18 protein-coding genes are annotated in these 14,261 nt (G+C 73.0%); 13 read left to right on the forward strand and 5 right to left on the reverse strand.

Going from position 1 to position 14,261, the window contains the following annotated elements; translation table 11 throughout:
• Positions 1-76 precede the first annotated feature (76 nt).
• From ACIRFH_RS13345 to ACIRFH_RS13355, 3 genes are all read right to left on the reverse strand, one after another.
• Positions 77-1,231: a S1C family serine protease gene (locus ACIRFH_RS13345; RefSeq protein ID WP_403519917.1), complete on the reverse strand. Its 1,155-nt coding sequence runs from the start codon at positions 1,229-1,231 to the stop codon at positions 77-79.
• A 129-nt stretch (positions 1,232-1,360) separates the two neighbouring features.
• Positions 1,361-2,383, reverse strand: coding sequence for a LacI family DNA-binding transcriptional regulator (locus ACIRFH_RS13350; RefSeq protein ID WP_403519919.1), 1,023 nt, complete (start codon positions 2,381-2,383; stop codon positions 1,361-1,363).
• 68 nt (positions 2,384-2,451) lie between these two features.
• Positions 2,452-3,225, reverse strand: a complete 774-nt coding sequence (locus ACIRFH_RS13355; protein ID WP_403519921.1) for a response regulator transcription factor — start codon at positions 3,223-3,225, stop codon at positions 2,452-2,454.
• 266 nt (positions 3,226-3,491) lie between these two features.
• Between ACIRFH_RS13355 and ACIRFH_RS13360 the strand changes: the two genes are divergently transcribed.
• The 8 genes from ACIRFH_RS13360 (at position 3,492) to ACIRFH_RS13395 (ending at position 8,922) form a co-directional block, all read left to right on the forward strand.
• Positions 3,492-4,367 (forward strand): alpha/beta hydrolase, encoded by an 876-nt coding sequence (locus tag ACIRFH_RS13360; RefSeq protein WP_403519923.1) that lies wholly within the window; start codon positions 3,492-3,494, stop codon positions 4,365-4,367.
• Positions 4,368-4,429: 62 nt separating this feature from the next.
• A complete protein-coding gene (locus ACIRFH_RS13365; RefSeq protein ID WP_403519925.1) occupies positions 4,430-4,684 on the forward strand; it encodes a MoaD/ThiS family protein in 255 nt (84 codons plus the stop codon).
• A 2-nt stretch (positions 4,685-4,686) separates the two neighbouring features.
• Positions 4,687-5,997 carry a hypothetical protein gene (locus ACIRFH_RS13370; protein WP_403519927.1) on the forward strand — a complete coding sequence of 437 codons (1,311 nt, stop codon included), beginning with the start codon at positions 4,687-4,689 and terminating at the stop codon, positions 5,995-5,997.
• Positions 5,998-6,144: 147 nt separating this feature from the next.
• A complete protein-coding gene (locus tag ACIRFH_RS13375; RefSeq protein WP_403519929.1) occupies positions 6,145-6,882 on the forward strand; it encodes a DUF2993 domain-containing protein in 738 nt (245 codons plus the stop codon).
• Positions 6,883-7,156: 274 nt separating this feature from the next.
• Positions 7,157-7,264: a putative leader peptide gene (locus ACIRFH_RS13380; RefSeq protein ID WP_351998383.1), complete on the forward strand. Its 108-nt coding sequence runs from the start codon at positions 7,157-7,159 to the stop codon at positions 7,262-7,264.
• Between the two features lie 127 nt (positions 7,265-7,391).
• Entirely contained in the window at positions 7,392-8,237 is an 846-nt protein-coding gene (locus ACIRFH_RS13385) for a sulfurtransferase (RefSeq protein WP_403519931.1), read from the forward strand.
• 40 nt (positions 8,238-8,277) lie between these two features.
• A complete protein-coding gene (locus ACIRFH_RS13390; RefSeq protein WP_100569102.1) occupies positions 8,278-8,565 on the forward strand; it encodes a DUF1416 domain-containing protein in 288 nt (95 codons plus the stop codon).
• A gap of 96 nt (positions 8,566-8,661) precedes the next feature.
• A complete protein-coding gene (locus ACIRFH_RS13395; protein ID WP_403519933.1) occupies positions 8,662-8,922 on the forward strand; it encodes a DUF3099 domain-containing protein in 261 nt (86 codons plus the stop codon).
• A 25-nt stretch (positions 8,923-8,947) separates the two neighbouring features.
• Here ACIRFH_RS13395 and ACIRFH_RS13400 read toward each other — a convergent pair whose 3' ends face one another.
• A complete protein-coding gene (locus ACIRFH_RS13400) occupies positions 8,948-9,310 on the reverse strand; it encodes a DsrE family protein (RefSeq protein WP_403519935.1) in 363 nt (120 codons plus the stop codon).
• A 252-nt stretch (positions 9,311-9,562) separates the two neighbouring features.
• Here ACIRFH_RS13400 and ACIRFH_RS13405 point away from each other — a divergent pair, with 252 nt between their 5' ends.
• From ACIRFH_RS13405 to ACIRFH_RS13415, 3 genes are read left to right on the forward strand one after another with little or no spacing between them, the layout of a single operon-like run.
• The gene (locus ACIRFH_RS13405) at positions 9,563-10,138 is read left to right on the forward strand and encodes an FABP family protein (protein WP_403519937.1); all 576 of its coding nucleotides are present in this window, start codon (positions 9,563-9,565) and stop codon (positions 10,136-10,138) included.
• A 15-nt stretch (positions 10,139-10,153) separates the two neighbouring features.
• A complete protein-coding gene (locus ACIRFH_RS13410; protein ID WP_403519939.1) occupies positions 10,154-10,591 on the forward strand; it encodes a Fur family transcriptional regulator in 438 nt (145 codons plus the stop codon).
• 9 nt (positions 10,592-10,600) lie between these two features.
• Complete coding sequence (locus tag ACIRFH_RS13415) at positions 10,601-11,566, forward strand: YgfZ/GcvT domain-containing protein (RefSeq protein WP_403519941.1); 966 nt, start codon at positions 10,601-10,603, stop codon at positions 11,564-11,566.
• A 219-nt stretch (positions 11,567-11,785) separates the two neighbouring features.
• On the opposite strand, the gene dtd is transcribed toward ACIRFH_RS13415, so the two are convergent.
• On the reverse strand, positions 11,786-12,211 hold the full coding sequence (dtd, locus tag ACIRFH_RS13420) for a D-aminoacyl-tRNA deacylase (RefSeq protein ID WP_403519943.1): 426 nt from the start codon (positions 12,209-12,211) through the stop codon (positions 11,786-11,788).
• Positions 12,212-12,381: 170 nt separating this feature from the next.
• Between dtd and ACIRFH_RS13425 the strand changes: the two genes are divergently transcribed.
• Both ACIRFH_RS13425 and ACIRFH_RS13430 read left to right on the forward strand, forming a co-directional pair.
• Positions 12,382-13,017, forward strand: coding sequence for an aerial mycelium formation protein (locus tag ACIRFH_RS13425; RefSeq protein ID WP_403519945.1), 636 nt, complete (start codon positions 12,382-12,384; stop codon positions 13,015-13,017).
• Between the two features lie 93 nt (positions 13,018-13,110).
• Complete coding sequence (locus tag ACIRFH_RS13430; protein ID WP_403519947.1) at positions 13,111-14,094, forward strand: asparaginase; 984 nt, start codon at positions 13,111-13,113, stop codon at positions 14,092-14,094.
• The last annotated feature ends 167 nt before the right edge of the window (positions 14,095-14,261 follow it).

Below are 14,261 nucleotides of genomic sequence, written 5' to 3' on the forward strand. Positions count from 1 at the left end.
GCGTCGTGCGGCCCGTACGCCGGGACGGCCCCCGCGGCGTCGCGGGCGCGGGTCACGGCGTGCCGCCCTCCTCCGCTCAGGTGCCGGCGCCCGCCCGCAGCGCGGCCAGGTCCGCCTTGACGGTGTTGACCGGGATGGCGAAGCCGAGGCCGACGCTGCCCGCGTCCGCCGACGAGGACGAACCGGCCGCCGAGTACATCGCGGAGTTGATACCGATGATGTTGCCGTTCATGTCGATCAGCGCGCCGCCGGAGTTGCCCGGGTTGAGGGAGGCGTCGGTCTGGATCGCCTTGTACGTCGTCGTGGACGAACCGGTGTCGCCGTTGAACTGCCGCCCGCCGAACTCGAACGGCCAGCCACCGCCCTGGCGTTGCTGTTGCTGCTGCTGGTCCTCGTCCGTCGACACGGTCACGTCGCGGTTCAGGGCCGAGACGATGCCGCTGGTCACGGTGCCGGTCAGGCCCTCGGGGGAGCCGATCGCCACGACCTGGTCGCCCACCCGGACGCCGTCGGAGTCGCCGAGGGTCGCGGTCCTGAGGCCGGAGGCGTTCTCCAGCTTGATCAGCGCGAGGTCCTTCTTGCTGTCGGTGCCGACGACCTCGGCGGTGTACTGCTTGCCGTCGCTGGTCGTCACCTTGACCGAGGAGGCGCCGGACACCACGTGGTTGTTGGTGACGATCTCGCCGTCACCGGTGATGATCACGCCGGAACCGGTGGAGGAGCCGGCGTTCGAGGCCGCGCTGATCTCGACGATGCTCGGGCTGACCGCCTGGGCGACCCCGGCGACCGTGCCCTTCTGGCCGGTCGGCACCACGGTGGTGCTGGTGGAGCCGGCGGCGACGGTGTCGCCGCGGGTCAGTTCCTGTATGCCGTACGCGGTGCCGCCGCCGACGGCCGCCGCGACGATCGCCACGGCCGCGAGCAGGGCGAACGGTCCGCGCCGGGTCCGCCTGCGGGGCGGCTGGGCGGGCTCGCCCGGCACCCCGGCCGTCGGAGGGTACGGCGGCTGCGCCGGCGGGGGCGGCCACTCCGGGTCCACCGGGCTCGCGTGGCTCTCCGCGCCCGTGGGGTGTGCGTGACTTCCGGGGTTCCCGGGGTTCCCGGGGTCCACCGGGCTCGTGTGGCTCGCCCGGCTCTCCGGCGTGGAGGTCTGCTGCTGGGCGCCCTCGGAGGGGGTTATGTACGGATGCGCGTTCTCGTACTCGCCGCTGCGGCGGAAGCTCTCGGTCATGTCCATGAGCTTCCCGCCCGTATATGAGAGCTTCCTGAGTCCCGTCTGAGAAGCCCGGCAGAACCGTGTATGCCCGATATAAAGAAGCCCGTCCTCCCGGGAAGCACGTCCTCCCGCGGCCGCCGGAGGTTACCCGCAGCCGCAGGAGCGCCGTACCACCAGCCGCGACGGGAAGACCTTCAGCCGCTCCCGCCGCGAGCCCACCACCCGCAGCCCGTCGTCCAGGACCAGGTCCACGGCCGACCGCGCCATCGCCGACCGGTCGGAGGCGACCGTGGTCAGCGGCGGGTCGGCCAGGTCCGCCTCCTTGATGTCGTCGAAGCCGGCCACCGCCAGCTCGCCGGGGACGTCGATGCGCAGTTCGCGGGCCGCGCGCAACAGGCCGATCGCCTGGTCGTCGGTGGAGCAGAAGATCGCGGGCGGTCGGCGCGGCCCGGCGAGGATCTCCAGGGCCACCTTGTACGCGTCGTAGCGGTTGTACGGCGCCTCGAAGAGCCGGCCCTCGGTGGGGAGCCCGGCCTCCTGCATCGCCCGCCTCCAGCCCTCGACGTGGTCGGAGACCGGGTCGCCGACGGACGGGGTCTCGGCGGTGCCGCCCATGCAGGCGACGTACTCGTACCCGTGCTCCAGCAGGTGGCGCACGGCGAGCTGGGCGCCGCCCAGGTCGTCGGTGACGACGGCGACGTCGTCGATGGCCTCGGGGCGCTCGTGCAGCAGGACGACCCGGGCGTCCCAGGCGTCGATCTCGGCGGCGGCCAGGTCGTTCAGGGCGTGGCTGACCAGGATCAGGCCGGAGACCCGCATGCCGAGGAAGGCGCGCAGGTAGTGCACCTCGCGCTCGCCGACGTAGTCGGTGTTGCCGACGAGGACCATCTTCCCGCGCTCGGACGCGGCCTGTTCGACGGCGTGGGCCATCTCCCCGAAGAAGGGCTGGCGGGCGTCCGGGATGATCAGCCCTATGAGGTCCGTGCGCCGCGACGCCATGGCCTGGGCGACCCGGTCGGGCCGGTACCCCAGCTCCTTGATCGCGGCGAGGACACGCTCGCGCGTGGCCGGGGCGACCGGCCGGGGTCCGTTGTTGATGACATAGCTGACGACGGCGGTCGAAGTCCCCGCCAGCCGCGCCACATCGTCCCGAGTCACCTTGGCCACGCGCGGAGTCTACGCGGATGGACCCGTTGTGGGCAGGGCGTATCAGCCCTCGGTCGGACCGGTCGCGCTCAGGCCTCGGCAGCGGCCGACGCCACCTCCGCGGCGTCCGCCTCGCTCCCGGACCCGGACTTCGCCCGGGTGTCCTCCGCGGCCCGCTCCTTCTTCTCCGGTTTCTCGGGCGTGACGAAGCGGTAGCCGACGTTGCGGACGGTGCCGATCAGCGCCTCGTGCTCGGGGCCGAGCTTGGCGCGCAGCCGCCGTACGTGCACGTCGACGGTGCGGGTGCCGCCGAAGTAGTCGTAGCCCCACACTTCCTGGAGCAGCTGGGCGCGGGTGAAGACCCGGCCCGGGTGCTGGGCGAGGTACTTCAGCAGCTCGAACTCCTTGAAGGTCAGGTCCAGGACCCGGCCCTTGAGCTTGGCGGAGTACGTCGCCTCGTCGACCGACAGATCGCCGTTGCGGATCTCCATGGGGGAGTCGTCGCCGGCGATCTGCTGGCGGCCCATGGCCAGCCGCAGCCTCGCCTCGACCTCCGCCGGGCCGGCGGTGTCCAGCAGCACGTCGTCGATGCCCCAGTCGGCGGTGACGGCGGCGAGGCCGCCCTCGGTGACGACGAGGATCAGCGGACAGCCGAGGCCCGTGGAGCGCAGCAGCTGGCACAGGCTGCGGACCTGGGGGAGGTCGCGGCGCCCGTCGACGAGGATCACGTCGGCGCCGGGGGTGTCGACGAGTGCGGGCCCCTCCGCCGGAGCCACACGGACGTTGTGCAGCAGCAGGCCGAGGGCGGGAAGCACCTCCGTCGACGGCTGAAGGGCATTGGTCAGGAGCAGAAGAGAACTCATCGCGCCCCACCTGCCTGGGTCGTCCTGCGGTCGTGCACGGTTCGCTCGCCCATAACGTCTGGTTCCTCCTCGGTCCCTGCGATGGGGGCACCTCCCGCGCCTTCGAGGCAGCGGGGGAGTTTACGGCACTGCTTCGTACGGTGCGGATCCCGCGCCCGTGGGCTCCGCTGCGAGTCCGGGAAGTGAACGCCGGCGAACGCTCCCGAAAGCACAAAAGGACCCGGGGGCTACGTCGCCCGAGTCCTCTGCCCAGCACAATAGCCGACATGAGCGAGGGTCCGGCAGGTCATGTGGCGTGTTCCACCGTTCGTCCGAATCCCGGGACGCCCCGGGAAACGGCGGCGGGGACGCCCCGCCGCACTCCGGCGCGCACGTATCTCCGCACGTCCGACGGGGTGCGCATCGACGCCGTGTACGAACCGGGAACGGCCGGCCGGGACGCCGGTGACCTGGTGCTCGTGGTGGCGCACGGGTTCACCGGCGACGCCGACCGCCCGCACGTGCGCCGGATCGCGCGGGCGTTCGCGCGCCGGGGGGCCGTCGTCACGTTCTCCTTCCGGGGCCACGGTGCCTCCGGCGGGCGCTCGACCGTCGGTGACCGCGAGGTGCTCGACCTGGCGGCGGCGGTGACCTGGGCGCGCGGCTTCGGGCACGCGCGCGTGGTGACCGTCGGCTTCTCCATGGGCGGCTCGGTGGTGCTGCGGCACGCCGCGCTGTACGGCCGCGACGGCGACGGCACCGGCGGTGACGCCCGCACGGACGCCGTCGTGTCGGTGAGTTCCCCCGCCCGCTGGTACTACCGGGGCACGGCCCCCATGCGCCGGCTGCACTGGCTGGTGACGCGCCCCGCCGGGCGCCTGGTGGGCCGCTACGGCCTGCGCACCCGTATCCACCACCGGGACTGGGACCCGGTGCCGCTGTCGCCGGTGGAGGCGGTGGGGCGGATCGCGCCGACGCCGCTGCTCGTCGTGCACGGCGACCGGGACGGCTACTTCCCCCTCGACCACCCCCGGATGCTGGCCGAGGCGGCCGGTGACCACGGCGAACTCTGGGTGGAGCCCGGCATGGGCCACGCCGAGCACGCGTCCGGCGAGGAGCTGCTGCGCAGGATCGGCGACTGGGCCGTGGCGCGGGCGGGCTAGCCTGACGGTGTTCACCGCCGATCGGCACGGACGCCGATCGGCACCGGCGACGAAGGATCCAGATGGCAAAGGTCACGGTGCGCTACTGGGCCGCCGCGAAGGCCGCGGCGGGAGTGGCCGAGGAGCCGTACGAGGCGGCCACGCTCGCCGACGCGCTCGACGCGGTGCGCACGAGCCACCCCGGCGAACTCACGCGCGTGCTGCTGCGCTGCTCGTTCCTCGTCGACGGCGACCCCGTGGGCACGCGCGCGCACGGGACGGTACGGCTGACCGACGGCGGCACGGTCGAGGTGCTCCCGCCGTTCGCGGGAGGGTGACGATGACCGACCAGCCGTATCGGCCACACCAGCCGCAACAGCCGTACGGGGGACACCCGGGGTACGACGCCCAGGTGTGGCCCGGACAGCACCAGCAGGGCCACCAGGGGTACGACGACCCGGACACCGGCCAGCACACGCAGCAGTGGCAGGGCCAGACCTGGGAGACCCAGCTGCAACCGCCCGTCCCGGCGGAGGAGACGGCGTACCTGCCCCCGCAGGGGGACGGCGCGTACGGCGGCGGGTACGGGGAGCGGACGTACGGATCGCAGCCGTACCAGCAGTACCAGGCGCAGCCGCAGGCACAGCAGTACCAGGCGCAGCCGCAGCCGTACCAGCAGCAGCCGCAGGCCCAGCAGTACCGGCCGGAGCCGCAGCAGACGTACGCCCCGCAGGCGCCCTCTCAACCCCACGCGTACCCCCAGCCCCACCAGGCCGAGCCCCCCGCGGTCCCCGTCGCCCCCGAGCCTCCGGCCGCCACGGCGGCCCCGGCGTCCCCGGTGGCCACCGCCTCCGCCGACGCGCCCGGGTACGGTCCGGCGACCCTCGCGGGCAACGCCCGGATCACCGACGCGCAGCGGGCCCGCGCCGAGGGCCGGTCGCCGATCATCGACCCAGGGATGCAGCCGGCCGTGCTGACCGCGCTGCTCGGGCTGCTGCTGGCCGGCGCGGCCGCGGTCGGCACGTACGCGCTGCTCGTCCCGCTGGTCGTCCTCCAGGCCGTCACCGCGGCGGGCTGGTTCCGGCTGAACGGCATGTGGCCCGCCCGGCAGGGCATCGCGCTGGGCTTCGCGGGCGCGCTGGCCGCGGACGCGGCGATGCTGGTCTCGGACCGTTCCCCGGCGGCGCTCCTCGGCACGCTCGGCGTGTGGGTGCTGCTGTCCCTGGTCCTGCAACTGCGGTCGCACGCCGACCCGGACGAGCGGATGTACGGCCTGATGGCGACCGTCGCCGCGGCGGCCCTGGCCGTCGTCGCGGGCGGGTACCTCGCGGCCGACGCGGACGCGGCGACGGTCGGCGCGGTCGCCGTGGCGGTGGCCGTCGTGGTCCGCGCGCTGCCGCTGCCGACGCCCGTCTCCGTGGTCGTCGCGCTGCTCGCGGCGGCGGGTGCCGGGTTCGCGGCCGGCGCGATGACGGACCTCGGCACGCCGGGCGCGCTGCTGGGCGCGGGCGCCGCGGTGTGCGCGCTGATCGGGCACCGGGTCGCGGCCTACGACTACCCGTCCCGGTTCGTGCACTTCACGGCGGGCGTGGCGCTGCCGCTGGCGGCCTCGGCACCGGCCGTGTACCTGCTCGGCCGCACGCTCGGCTGAGCCGGACCCCGGGGCGCACGCGCTCCGCCTGTCACAGCTGATCGACAAAATCCGGCGGCCGTCGCCCGGCGCGTTACGCTCGCGCTGGGCGGCCGCCGGTCGTCGGGGGACCGCTGTCGTTGTCGCTTACTGGTGGGGAACGCTCGCATGCGTGCACTGCGAATACTGTTGATCGTCGTCGTGATCCTGGGCGGTCTCTTCGTGATCGCCGACCGGGTCGCGGTCAACTTCGCGGAGGGCCAGGCGGCGGACAGACTGCGCACCACCGAGAACCTGCCCTCGACGCCGGACGTGTCCATCAAGGGCTTCCCCTTCCTCACGCAGATCGCCGGCGGTGAGCTGGACGAGGTCGAGGTCGGCATCCAGGACTACGAGGCCGCCACCGGCGACGGCGCCGAGAAGATCCGCATCGACGACCTGCGGGCGCACATGAAGGGCGTCGAGTTCTCCGGCGACTTCAGCTCCGCCACCGCGGCCACGGCCACCGGCACCGCGACGATCGGGTACGACGAGCTGCTGAAGGCCGCCAGGTCCCAGCCCACGGAGGTCGCGCCCGGCGTCACCGCCAAGGTCCTCGGCCTCTCCGACGGCGGCAACGGCAAGATCAAGGTGTCGCTCCAGGCCACGGTCCTGGGCAACGCGCTGCCCGAGCCGGTCGACGTCCTCAGCTCGGTCAAGGTCAAGAACGACAAGGTCGAGGTCGTCGCGGACGGCCTGCCGACGGTGGGCGGCAAGGAGTTCGCCGAGTCCCGGATCCGGGCCATCACCGACTTCCAGCAGACCATCGACGAGCTGCCCGGCGGGATCAAGCTGGACAAGGTCGAGGCGGCGAGGAACGGCGTCGAGATCACGGTGAAGGGATCGGGCGTCAAGCTGGCCGGGTAGGACGACGGCCGACACCTCGGGAGGCCCGGGAAACCGCCCGCCGGCCGGCGCCCCGGTAGACCCGGGAACCGCCCGCCGGCCGGCCGCCCGGCGCGTCGGCGTCCGACAGGCGAGACGCCGACGTCCGCACCGCAGATGGGACGGCCGGCGCGACGGGCCGCGCACCGCCCGGCGACACCCGGGAAAGCCCATCGATCCCACATGGCGGACGATCGCATCTCATCATGCGACACACCGGTGACATGGCCCGGCATCCGTCCCTACGATCGGGGCTATGCAGTGTCAGACGAGCGTCCTCCGGTCGCGGGGACAGGCGGATCTCACGAAGCGGCGGGCAGTGGACCTGTGCCGCGTTGCCGCCATGCTCTGTCGCACCTTCTGAGCGGACGGCGACGCCGCCGTCCGGTTCCCCTCACCGCCCAGCTCAGGGCATCCGCGCGCCGCTCCGGCATGAGCGCGCACCCCTTCTCACTCGCACGCCCCGCCGCAACTGCCCCGGAGGAGAAAGCATGAGCCGCAGCGACGTCCTGGTCGACGCCGACTGGCTTCAGGACCACCTGGACGACCCGACCATCGCGATCGTCGAGGTGGACGAGGACACGTCCGCGTACGACAAGAACCACATCAAGAACGCGATCCGGATCGACTGGACCCAGGACCTCCAGGACCCGGTCCGCCGTGACTTCATCGACCAGGAGGGCTTCGAGAAGCTCCTGTCGGAGAAGGGCATCTCCAACGACCACACCGTGGTCCTCTACGGCGGCAACAACAACTGGTTCGCGTCCTACGCCTACTGGTACTTCAAGCTGTACGGCCACGAGAACGTCAAGCTCCTCGACGGCGGCCGCAAGAAGTGGGAGCTGGACGCCCGCGAGCTGGTCGACGGCACCGACGTGCCCGAGCGCCCGGCCACCGAGTACAAGGCCAAGCCGCAGGACACCTCGATCCGCGCCTTCCGCGACGACGTCGTCAAGGCGATCGGCACGCAGAACCTGGTCGACGTCCGCTCGCCCGACGAGTTCTCCGGCAAGCTGCTCGCCCCGGCCCACCTCCCGCAGGAGCAGTCGCAGCGTCCGGGCCACGTCCCGTCCGCCCGCAACATCCCGTGGTCGAAGAACGCCAACGACGACGGCACCTTCAAGTCGGACGAGGAGCTCAAGCAGCTCTACACCGACGAGCAGGTCGACCTGGCGAAGGACACCATCGCCTACTGCCGCATCGGCGAGCGCTCGGCCCTGACCTGGTTCGTGCTGCACGAGCTGCTGGGCGTGGAGAACGTCAAGAACTACGACGGCTCCTGGACCGAGTACGGCTCCCTCGTCGGCGTGCCGATCGAGCTCGGCGCCGGCAAGTAAGCGACCCCACCGACCTTTTCCAACCCCTCAGGAGTACGACATGTGCGGAGCGAAGGCCGGCGGCCCCGACGCCTCGACGATCAAGCCCGGTGAGACCACCATCCAGGGCCAGGTGACCCGCGACGGCGAGCCGGTGACGGGCTACGTCCGTCTGCTGGACTCCACCGGCGAGTTCACGGCGGAGGTCCCGACCTCCGCGACGGGCCAGTTCCGCTTCTACGCGGCCGAGGGCACCTGGACCGTACGGGCGCTCGTCCCGGGCGCCAGCGCCGACCGCACGGTCGTCGCCCAGCAGGGCGGACTGGCGGAGGTCGCGATCGCCGTCTGACGGCAGACGCACCACGCGACGGCCGAGGGGCCGCACCCACCGGGTTGGACGCCTGGGGCGCGGTCCCTTCGGTGTGCGCGGACCTACTCTGGACATATGTACGCACGGCGGCGGCACATCTACTTCGTGATGATGGGCACCTGCATCACGCTGTTCGTCCTGGCCTGGGGAGTCGTCCGCCTCTGGTCGGTCCCGGCGGCCGTGGGCATGTGCGTGGCCGCCATGGTCATCCCCCCGCTGGCCGCGGTGGTCGCCAACCGCCGGGGCCCCGACGACCGCTGGTGGGACGACCCCTCGGGCGACGCCAAGTCCGACGAGTGGTGGGACGAACTCGACGGCAAACGCCGCGGACCCTGACGGGGAGCCCCGGTGGGCCCCCTACTCAGTAGACGAGCGCCTGCGTGTCGTCGGCCAGGGACTCCTGCACGAAGACCTGCGCCCCCGCGATCCGCACGCCCTCGATGACGTCCTTCTCGGTGATGTCGCGGCGGGCCGCGCACTGGGTGCACAGCGTCAGCCGGCCGCCCGCCAGGATCGAGTCCAGCAGGTCGGGCAGCGGCGCGGCGTGCGGCAGCTCGAACTCGGCCGCGCGGCCCGGCAGGGCGAACCAGGCGGACTCGCCGGTCAGCCACACCGAGACGTCGACCCCGCTGGCCACGGCCACCGCCGCCACCGTGAACGCCTGAGAGCACCGCTCGGGCGCATCGGCCCCCGCCGTCACCTTGATCACGAGCTTCTTCGCCATGGCCGCATCGTACGGCCGCCGCGAGGACGTACCTCACCCAGTGCCGTCCGGCCCGGCCGCGTAAGCTGGGCACCGGCCCCTGTGCACACAGCGCACGCACCGCACCCCGCTCAATCGAGGAGCACCCCGTGGAGATCTTCTTCGAAACCCTGCTGGTCCTGGTCTGCGTCGGCGTCCTCGCCTTCGCCGGTCTGACCGTGAAGAAGCTGTACCAGGGCCAGCGCTGACCCCCCTCGCCAGGAAGTTCTGCTCATGATCGAGATCCCGTCCGACCTCCACAAGGACCTCGTCCCGCTCGCGTTCCTGCTCGGCAACTGGGCGGGTGCGGGCGTGCACGACTTCCCGGGTGCCGAGAAGTGCAACTTCGGGCAGGAAGTCAGCTTCACGCACGACGGCCGGGACTTCCTGGAGTACCGGTCCCACACCTGGGTGCTGGACCAGGACGGCAACAAGGTCCGGCCGCTGGAGTCCGAGCACGGCTTCTGGCGGATCGACGCCCAGCGCAAGGTCGAGGTCACGATGACCCGCGACGACGGCGTCATCGAGATCTGGTACGGCGAACTGGCCGACCAGAAGCCGCAGATCGACCTGGTGACCGACGCCGTGGCCCGCACCGCCGCCTCGCGGCCCTACACCGGCGGCAAGCGGCTGTACGGCTACGTCAAGAGCGACCTGATGTGGGTCGGTGAGAAGCAGACCCCCGAGGTCGAGCTGCGCCCCTACATGTCGGCGCACCTGAAGAAGGTCGTCACCCCGGAGGAGGTCGAACGCTGGGCCAAGGCCCTGCCGGACGACATGCCGGACGACGGGATCGCTTTCTTCAAGTAGTCCTAGACTCTTGGTGTGGTGAGCACCGACTGGAAGAGCGACCTCAGGCAGCGCGGCTACCGGCTGACCCCGCAGCGGCAGCTGGTGCTCGAAGCCGTCGACACCCTGGAACACGCGACCCCCGACGACATCCTCGGCGAAGTGAGGAAGACGGCGTCGGGGGTCAACATTTCCACCGTGTACCGCACGCTGGAGCTCCTGGAGGAGCTGGGGCTGGTCAGCCACGCCCACCTCGGGCACGGGGCGCCCACCTACCACCTCGCCGACCGGCACCACCACATCCACCTGGTCTGCCGGGACTGCGGCAACGTCATCGAGGCCGATCTGTCGGTGGCCGCCGAGTTCACCGCCAAGCTGCGCGAGCAGTTCGGCTTCGACACCGACATGAAGCACTTCGCGATCTTCGGCCGGTGCCGGGACTGCCCCCCGGAGGGCTCACCCGCCGAGTCGTAGGCTGGGCGTATGAAGAGCCCCCTGCTGTCCCTGCCCGGCGCCGTCCCCGCCGAGGGCGTGGACGAAGGCGTCGCCGCCCACTACGGCGACCTGTTCCGCGAGCAGCGCGCCCTCGCCGCCGGCACCGGATTCGTCGACCTCTCCCACCGCGGCGTCGTCACCGTCACCGGCGACGACCGGCTGGCCTGGCTGCACCTGCTGCTCACCCAGCACGTCAGCGAGCTGCCGGCCGGCGAGGCCACCGAGGCGCTGATCCTCTCCGCCAACGGCCACATCGAGCACGCCCTGTACCTCGTGGACGACGGCGCGACCGTCTGGGCCCACGTCGAGCCCGGCACCCAGGAGGCGCTGATCGCCTACCTGGAGTCGATGAAGTTCTTCTACCGGGTCGAGGTCGCCGACCGCACCGCCGACACCGCGGTCGTCCACCTGCCGGCCGGGTCCATCGCCGCGGCCCCCGAGAGCGCCGTCGTGCGCGAGACACCGTACGGCCGTGATCTCTTCCTGCCGCGCGAGGAGCTGGAGGTCTTCGCCGCCGAGGCCGGCCCGCCCGCCGGGATCCTCGCCCACGAGGCGCTGCGCGTCGAACAGCACCGGCCCCGCCTCGGTTTCGAGACCGACCACCGGACCATCCCGCACGAGCTGGGCTGGATCGGCACGGCCGTGCACCTGCAGAAGGGCTGCTACCGGGGGCAGGAGACCGTCGCCCGGGTGCAGAACCTCGGCAAGCCGCCGCGCCGGCTGGTCTTCCTGCACCTGGACGGCAGCGAGGTCCACCTGCCGCCCGCCGGGGCCGAGGTGCGCCTCGCCGACGACGGGCCCGACGGCCGCAGGATCGGCTTCGTCACCACGTCCGTGCGCCACCACGAGTTCGGCCCGGTCGCCCTCGCCCTGGTCAAGCGGAACGTGCCCGTGGACGCCCGGTTGCTCGCCGAGGGCACGGCGGCGGCCCAGGAGACGGTCGTGGAGCCGTAGGGGGCCAGCGGTCCTGGTGCCGCGGCAGGCGACGTGCGCCCCGTCGTGACGCCCGGCACGCTCCCCCGGAGGGGGTGCCCCCGCTCGCCGCACCGGCCGGAAGCCCGCGTACGTCCAGTACGCGGGCTTCCGGCCGGCACTGCCCCAGCCTCCGGCCGGGGCCCCCGGAGCACGCACCGGACGCCGCTCCTCACCGGGCGAACGTCGCCTGCCGCGGCACTAGACCTCGATCAGCACCGTGAACGGGCCGTCGTTCGTCAGCGACACCCGCATCCGCGCGCCGAAGCGGCCCGTCGCCACGGTCGCGCCCAGCGCGCGCAGCTGTGCGACGACCTCGTCGACGAGCGGCTCGGCGACGTCACCGGGAGCGGCGGCGTTCCAGGTGGGGCGGCGCCCCTTGCGGGCGTCGCCGTACAGGGTGAACTGGCTGATCACCAGGAGGGGGGCGTCGATGTCGCTGCACGACCTCTCCTCGTGCAGCATCCGCACCGACCACAGCTTGCGGGCCAGCTGCGCCGCCTTCTCCTTGGTGTCCCCGTGGGTCACGCCGACCAGGACGCACAGTCCCTCGCCGTCGATCGCGCCCACCGTCTCGCCGTCCACGACGACGCTCGCGCCGTCCACTCTCTGCACCACCGCACGCATGCCGCCATGATGCCGTGCCGCCCGAGGAGCCCGGCGGGCGGGCCGTACGGGGGCTTCTTTTCGCTCCGTAACCGCCCATCTGGGGCTGATCGGGGGCACTCGGTCACATAGTGGCCACTTGGGGTGGCACGATGCTCTCCAGACGCCGGTCGAGGGGACGGTTGAGGGATATGAGCACACCGAGTACGGGGCAGCCGCCCGGGACTGTCGCGGCGGCCCATCCGGGGAGCCTGGAGCCGCCCCGGCCGCCCGTGCAGCGCACGGACAGCCCGGAGCTGCCCACGGGTCCGCCGGAGCACGACCTGCCCGTGCTGAGCCTGCCCGAGCTGCGCACCCTGCGCCGGGACGCCCAGCGCGAGGAGGCCGACCTCAGCTACGTACGGCGGCTGCTGCAGGGGCGGATCGACATCCTGCGGGCCGAGCTGGCGCGGCGGGGGTCGGCGCCCGCGGTGGAACCGGACGTGGCGACCGCGGCGTCCGCGGCGTCCGTCGTGGAGCGGCTGTCGGAGATCCTGGCCGACGCGCCGGCCCGGCAGCGGTCCTCCGCGCGCCACGTGACACTGGGCACACCGCGCAGCGAGGAGGGCCGGAGGCTGGCCGCGGAGATGCTCGGCGAGGTGGAGCTGTCCGACCTGACGGCCCGCACCGACCCGGAGCTGAACGCGGCGATGGGCCGCCTCGTGTGCTACGAGCAGCAGGTCTCCCGGCGGCGGCAGCGGCTGCAGCGGACGGCCGACGACTGCAGCGCGGAGATCGCACGCCGGTACCGTGAGGGGGAAGCACAAGTCGACGACCTGCTCGTGTGACGCCAGGAGCGGCCTTCTCCAGCCGCTCCCCGCAGGGCCCGGTGACCCCGGGCCGTCACGGCGGCGGGTCACCCGTCCGGAAGGCCACCGCCGATGCCCGCGTCCCCGTCCGCGCCCACGTCCGCCCTCTCGCCCGCCGCACCGCCCGTCCTCGCCGAGGTCGTCCGGTCCGGCTTCGTCGAGGGGCGCCACCGGGGCAGCCTGGTCGTCCTGGCCGCCGACGGGGCGGTGGAGCTGGCGCTCGGCGACGTGACGGCGCCGGTCTTCCCGCGCTCCTCCAACAAGCCGATGCAGGCGGCGGGCGTGCTGCGGGCCGGCCTCGACCTCGCGGGGGAGCGGCTGGCGCTGGCCGCCGCGAGCCACTCCGGAGAGCCCTTCCACCGCGACCTGGTCCGCAAGATGCTCGACGAGCACGGCCTCGACCCGGCCCTGCTCCAGTGCCCTCCCGACCTGCCGCTGGACCCCGAGGAGCGGGACACCTACCTGGCGTCGGGCGCGGTGCCCGACCGGATCACCATGAACTGCTCCGGCAAGCACACCGCGATGCTCGCCGTCTGCGCCCAGCGGGGCTGGCCGCTGGAGACGTACCTCGACGCGGACCACCCGCTGCAGCGGATCGTCCACCGGGTGGTGGAGGACGCGGCGGGCGAGCCCGTCGCCGCCGTCGGCACGGACGGGTGCGGAGCGCCGCTGATGGCGATCAGCCTGGTCGGGCTCGCCCGCGCCTTCCGCACCTTCGTGGGCGCCGAGCCCGGCACCGCGGAGCGCCGGGTGGCCGACGCGATGCGCGCCCACCCCGAGTACGTCGCCGGCACCCGCCGCCCCGACACCTGGCTGATGCGCGAGGTGCCCGGCACGCTCTCCAAGATGGGCGCGGAGGCCGTCCAGGCGGTGGCCCTGCCCGACGGCCGCGCGCTGGCCTTCAAGGTGGAGGACGGGGCGAGCAGGGCGCTGGGTCCGGTGCTGGCCCGCGCGCTGACCCTGCTGGGCGTGGACGCGCCGGTCGTGGAGCGCATCGGCCGCGCCCCCCTGCTGGGCGGCGGCCACGAGGTGGGGGAGATCCGGGCGGCGTTCTGACGCCGGGGCCGCGTGAGGCGTCGGGCGTGCGGGCCGCGGGCTGCGGGCCGCGGCGGTGCACGGGGGACGCCGCGGCGCGTGGCGCGGTGACCTCGGGCGATCCGGTGCCGTCCCCCAACGGCCCGCAGACCGTGGCGGTGCCGGCCACGCCGTCGGGCACGCTCGCC

The organism is Streptomyces sp. NPDC093586 (genome assembly GCF_044764905.1).
GTDB lineage: Bacteria > Actinomycetota > Actinomycetes > Streptomycetales > Streptomycetaceae > Streptomyces.